At 59.8% G+C, this 5,560-nt stretch carries 3 protein-coding genes; 1 reads left to right on the top strand and 2 read right to left on the bottom strand.

Annotated features, from left to right (window positions below; genetic code table 11):
- The coding region (locus AC1DWI_RS12320) for an Hpt domain-containing protein (RefSeq protein WP_477724921.1) at nucleotides 1-3,916 on the bottom strand (3,916 nt) is incomplete at its 3' end.
- A 75-nt stretch (nucleotides 3,917-3,991) separates the two neighbouring features.
- Here AC1DWI_RS12320 and AC1DWI_RS12325 point away from each other — a divergent pair.
- Complete coding sequence (locus AC1DWI_RS12325; protein ID WP_477724922.1) at nucleotides 3,992-4,279, top strand: hypothetical protein; 288 nt, start codon at nucleotides 3,992-3,994, stop codon at nucleotides 4,277-4,279.
- 89 nt (nucleotides 4,280-4,368) lie between these two features.
- Here the strand turns inward: AC1DWI_RS12325 and AC1DWI_RS12330 are convergent.
- Nucleotides 4,369-5,560, bottom strand: a 1,192-nt coding sequence (locus AC1DWI_RS12330) for a methyl-accepting chemotaxis protein (RefSeq protein ID WP_477724923.1), incomplete at its 5' end; no start/stop codon positions are given.

The raw sequence follows: 5,560 nt of genomic DNA on the forward strand, positions 1-5,560 counted from the left end.
CGCGGATCGAGGCGTTGGCCGCCTGTCGCAACGGCTGCATGGCCATGGTCTGCGGCGCCGGCACCGTGAGCTTGCGGCCCGCACCGGCGGCAACCGGAGCGGCGCTCTCGGCTGGAGTTTCCTGCGCATCCACAATTGGAGCGGGCTTGTCCTGCGTGGTCGACTTCAGTATGGGCTCAACGGTCGCGATAGGCGCAATAGGTGCAATAGGTGCAAGCGTGACGGGTGCAGCCGCAGYAGCCGCATCAGCACGGCGCAAGGCCTCAAATGTAGCTTCCATGGCGTCAAAACGCGTCATCAGGGGTTCGAATTCCTGGGTTGAAGCCGCATCAGAGCCGAGATGTTCGATTTCGGACTCAATCCGGTGAGCCATTTCGCCTAACCGCAATGCACCTGCCAGCCGGGCGCTGCCTTTGAGCGTGTGAAGTGCACGGAGGACTTCCATGCGTGCGCCCTGGTTATCAGGACGTGAAGACCACTGCCGCAGTGCGCCCCCCAGCTGGGGCATGAGTTCTGCAGCTTCTTCTTCAAAAATCGGAAACAGGTCGGGATCAATCGCATCGACCGCATCGATTTCGTCGTCCTCGTCTTCCTCGAAGTTCGAGTTCACTGGTGCAGCCACGGTCGCTACCAGCCGGGCAGGCGGAGAGACGACAGCAGCAGGTGGAGGCACCGGCGTGACCTGAGCGGGGACAGGCATTTCAATTACCTGAGCCGGCGTCACTTCTGGCTCTGGTTCCAGTGAGCGCACCGGCTCTACAGAGACCGTTTCCACCTCCACCGATTCGGGGGAGAAGTCGAAGTCGGAAAAATCGTTACCCGGTGGCAAAACCGAATCAGAGAAATCGAGTTGCTTCAGCCTGTCAAGGATGGTTGCATCCGCCTCCTTGAGAAAACCCGCGGCAAACTGGTGCAGAAGCCGGCGGATGTCTTCCGCTGCATCAACAAATACCTGCCCATACCTGGCGGCGCCATTGCTGTGGTGAACGCTGGATTGCTGCAAAGCCTGTTCAAGCGCCCGAGCCATTCCGGACAGGGCATGGAACCCGACAGTCGCGGAACTTCCCGCGAGGGAATGGGCCAGGGCGACGGTAGAGTCACTGACCGGTTGGTTCAGCTCGAGCGCCCATTCGGCCACCTCAGTCACAAGCCGGCGTGACCATTCATCTGCTTCATTCAGGTAGACGTTGTAAAGCGGAATTCCAATGCGCAAGGCACCGATGACCTTGACCTGTTCGTCACCATTGCCATCCAATGGCAGCACACTGTYAGCTGCATCGACCGCATCATCCGTCTTCAGAACTTCGGCAGCCTGCAAGTGTTGCGGTTGCCCKGCCAGACCGGCGCCTTCGGCCGCTGCCGGCAATTGTTTGTGCCCCTCAGGGGTGAAATCAAAGACCACAGGCGTTGGCTGTTCAGCCGCCACGGCCTCGGTTTGAAAGTGCTTGTCGAAATCCGCGTCCGACAGTTCGATCGGTTCTGTTGCATTTATTTCCAGGGATGCGAACGGCTCCGCCGAAGCGGGCGGCGTTGACGCTGGTGTTGTATCAGCCGTCGCAGAAACTGCGGACAAACTGCCGAAATCAATGCCTTCAATTTCTGCCACAGACGGACCTGCAGGCTCCGCAGGGCTCGCGGTCGCAGCTGCACCTTCCGACTCAAACATGAGGTCAAAATCCAGATCCGTCACGACGGCCGGGTCGGCAACAGGTTCAGCACCCACGGTTTCGGGAACACCTGAATCCAGCTCCAGCTCAGGTGCCAGCGCTGTTGGCATTGCTGCCGCCACGGCGGCCACAGGAACCTCGGCAGCATCGACTACGGCAGTCACCAGGGGGCTGTAACGGCCCTCCGTGCGCATCGCATCGGCACTGGCTCGGAAGGTAGACGCCGACCACGATCCATCGCGATTTCCCGCAATGTCTTCAATCCACTTTGCAAAACCGCCCATGGCTTCCAGCGATAAAGCCCGGAACTCATCCGTGGCAACCTTCTGGTCGGCCAGCCAGCTATTGAGCATCTGCTCAAGCGACCACGCCGCCTCGCCGAACTCGTTGAGTCCCACCATGCGGGAGCTGCCCTTGAGCGTATGAAAAGCACGCCGCAAAACCGTGAGTTGAGATACATCGGCCGGATCATTGACCAGTGCAGCCAAAGCTTGCTGGCCGTTGCCGACAACTTCGCGTGCCTCCTCAAGAAAGATGTCACGGAGGTCGTCTTCTTCAAAATCATCCGACGCGGCCGGGCTCTCAGGCGCCGCCTGCACCGGCGTTACGGCAAATGCCAAGGTCGTCAGCGCCTCCGCAGCAACACTCGCGTTGCTTCCGGAAACTGCGACGGCGGCTTCGCGCGCACTTTGCGCAAGCGCAGGTTGTTCGGCCAGCGCCGCATGCGTGGCCAGCGTGTCAAGTTTGAGCGTGAGGTTGTGGTCCGTTTCGCCAAGACCCGCATCCTGCACAACAGAAATCACTTCCTGTGACAGCACATCATTGTTGACCGTGACAGAGGTCGCCGCACTACCGGCGTTCTGGGTCCGGCCCATCAAAGGCTTGAGCTCGCCTTTTTCCGCGTCAAACACAAACAGTTTTTTCGCCAGCGCCGGCTGGTAATTCAACATATCGATGAGGAAACTCAAGGCGCCAAGGTTGTTCCCGAGGTGCTCGAATGTTCCCGCTGCACGCGCGCGCTGTTCATCAATTTCAGTGACCAGCATCTGCTCAACGCTGTCCCGCATGCGCAGCACGGCGTGCGAGGCCTGATCAAGCCCTAGTACCGACAGCACGCCACGCATTTGTGAAAGCTGGCCGGGCACGGATTGAAGCGCGACTTTGTCCTGCGGGTTGCGGAAAAACACATCAAGTGATTTTTCAAGCTCACCCAGCGACACACGCAACTCACCGACTACGCTGCCCATGGTCTGCTTGTCGCTGACCCGGCGGTACAGCTCTTCCATCCAGCCTTCCAGAGGCTGTGGCTCGCCGCCTGCACGGACGCCTTCCAGCCGTTCAGCAAGATTGGCGGTTCTCACAGCCAGCTGGGGATCGTTGGGATCCAGGTCATCAAAAGCGGCTTCAAGGTAAAGCACCGAGGTGGCCACTTCCATGGCCAGTTCTATTCCAGGGGCCTGACCAGACCGGACCGTCGTATCCACGGCGCGAGTCAGCGCCTGCGCGAGTGGTTCGCTGGGCGGATGAAGCTTGAGCAGAGAATCCGTGACGAGGCTGAACTGGTCCGTCACGGACTTGAATTTATTGGCGTCCCCGGCGGAAAGCGACGACCAGGTTTCTTTCGCAGACGTGATGCGCTTGCGGGCCTGGGCGAGCAGAGCCGGATCAAAACGCCCGAATTGAACGAGCTCATAGTCCACCGGTTTGAATCGGTTGAGACCGTAGGCTGACCGGATTGCCGAAAGTGCAGGCGTGTCGCTGGCGCGAGGAGAAACAGCCTGTGAACAGAAGAAGAGCAAATCCTGCGCCAGCCGATCCGATACCCCCGTATCACCCTTGGCAAGCGAGGCATACTGCATCAGGATTCGCGATGCAGCTCGCCGTACATAGATGTCCGACCCGAGCAACTCATGCGCGACCGCTTCGAAATAGGCCGCCGCGATCTTCCAGAATATCCTGGGTTGGCGGTCCGCCTGTCTGGCCGCAAATCCGAGGCTGAGCTCCTTCATTTTTTTGGCTGCCTGCGGTGCCTTACCCTTCATGATTTGAAGCACCGATTGATCCATGACAGCGCGAGCACCATCATCGTAATTGCGGGGCTCCGCTGTCGTCGCCAGTTCCGGCTCCAGCCAGCGCCACTCAAGCGGCCACAAGTCAGCCGGATGAATGCGGTCGGCCCGCACCAATTCCTGCACATCACGGTATTGGGGGAAAAGCGAAACGGGTGACACGGGCTTGTCGGCCAGCACACCTTCAAGATACTCGGTCAGCGCAAAACTGGCGCGTTCGATTTTTCCGGCAGCGTCCTGGCTGCATTGCTCAGGTTGCTGCACAAATTTCTGTACCGCAGCTTCCATCGCCCGCAACACCAAGGCTGGCCCCGCAAGGCCCACCATTTCAAGCGCGCCCACGGCCTGATGCAGTTGCTGCCGTGCGATGCGCAACTGGCTGGCGTCAAGCGCCGCAAGATCGGACCCACGCGCGGCTTCTGCGTCCCGCACAAAACGCTTCAGCGCTTTGGCAGCACCGTCCAGCGACTTGCGAAGTTCGTCAAGTACCCAGGCCAGGGGGCCCAGGTCATTGACAGCGAGGTCGAGCTCGGCAGCTGTTGAGTTCGGGACGTTGGATTGCATAGATAACGGGCCGGTTCAGGAATCGGTGTCAAGGGCGAAAGCTGCGTTCAGCGCACGACAAGCTGGCATCAGGCGATCTTGAATCGGGACACCGACTGGCGAAGCTCTTCGGCCATGCGGGAAAGGTCTCGCACCTGCTGTGCCGTGGAACGGGTACCTTCTCCCGTTTGCTCCGTCACCGCGAAAATGTGCTGAATATTGCCGGCCACCACGTTCGCCGATGCGGCTTCGCGGGAGGCGGAGTTTGAAATTTGCTCAATCAGGTCAGCAAGCCGGCGTGACACCTGGTCAATCTCGGTCAGCGCGGTACCCGCGTTATCGGACAGCTTGGCCCCTTCAACCACACCCTGCGTGGAGCGTTCCATAGCGGCCACGGCATCCTGCGTGTCGGTCTGAATTGCTTTCACCAGGGCCGAAATCTGGCGCGTAGCATCTGCGGAACGTTCAGCCAGTCGCTGCACCTCTTCCGCAACCACGGAGAAGCCTCGTCCGGCTTCACCGGCCGAMGCGGCTTGAATGGCGGCGTTCAGTGCCAGCACGTTGGTCTGTTCGGTAATGTCTGAAATCAGTTCGGTAATTTCACCAATCTCCTGCGAGGACTCACCAAGTCGCTTGATCCGCTTGGAGGTTTCCTGAATCTGGTCGCGGATGGAGTTCATACCGCCGATGGCGTTCTGCACAGCCTGCAGGCCGGATTCGGCGGCGGTCAGCGATTGGCGCGCCACCTGGGAAGATTCCTGCGCCTGTGTGGACACCTCGTTAATTCGGGATGCCATGTCAAGCACTGACTGGCCGGTTTCACGAATCTCGCGCAGCTGCTCAGTGGACGCTGCCAGCAGTTCGGTAGAGGTACTTTCCACCTGGGCCGTCGTTTGCGCAACGCGGGTCGCCGTGTTCTGTACGTTACCCACCAGCTGCCGCAACTCTTCCACCGTGTAGTTCACCGAGTCGGCGATAGCGCCGGTAATGTCCTCGGTCACAGTCGCTTCCTGCGTCAAGTCACCTTCAGCCACTGTCTGCAACTCGTTCATCAACCGCAAAATGGCGGCCTGGTTGGCGTCGTTGACGCGCTTGGCGTCCTGCTCTTGCCCTTTCGCTTCCTGTCGCTGGGTTTCAGCAACAGCCTGACGCTGCTTACTGTCTTCCACCTGCAGCTTGGCCAGGCCAGCTGCGCACAATAGGGCAAAGGTAGCAGCACCCGCGAGGATGGCCAGCGACAAAACGCTCAGACCGGTTTGCAGCGACAACTTGCCCTGCAAA

Source organism: Polaromonas sp. P3_C2, assembly GCF_056402675.1.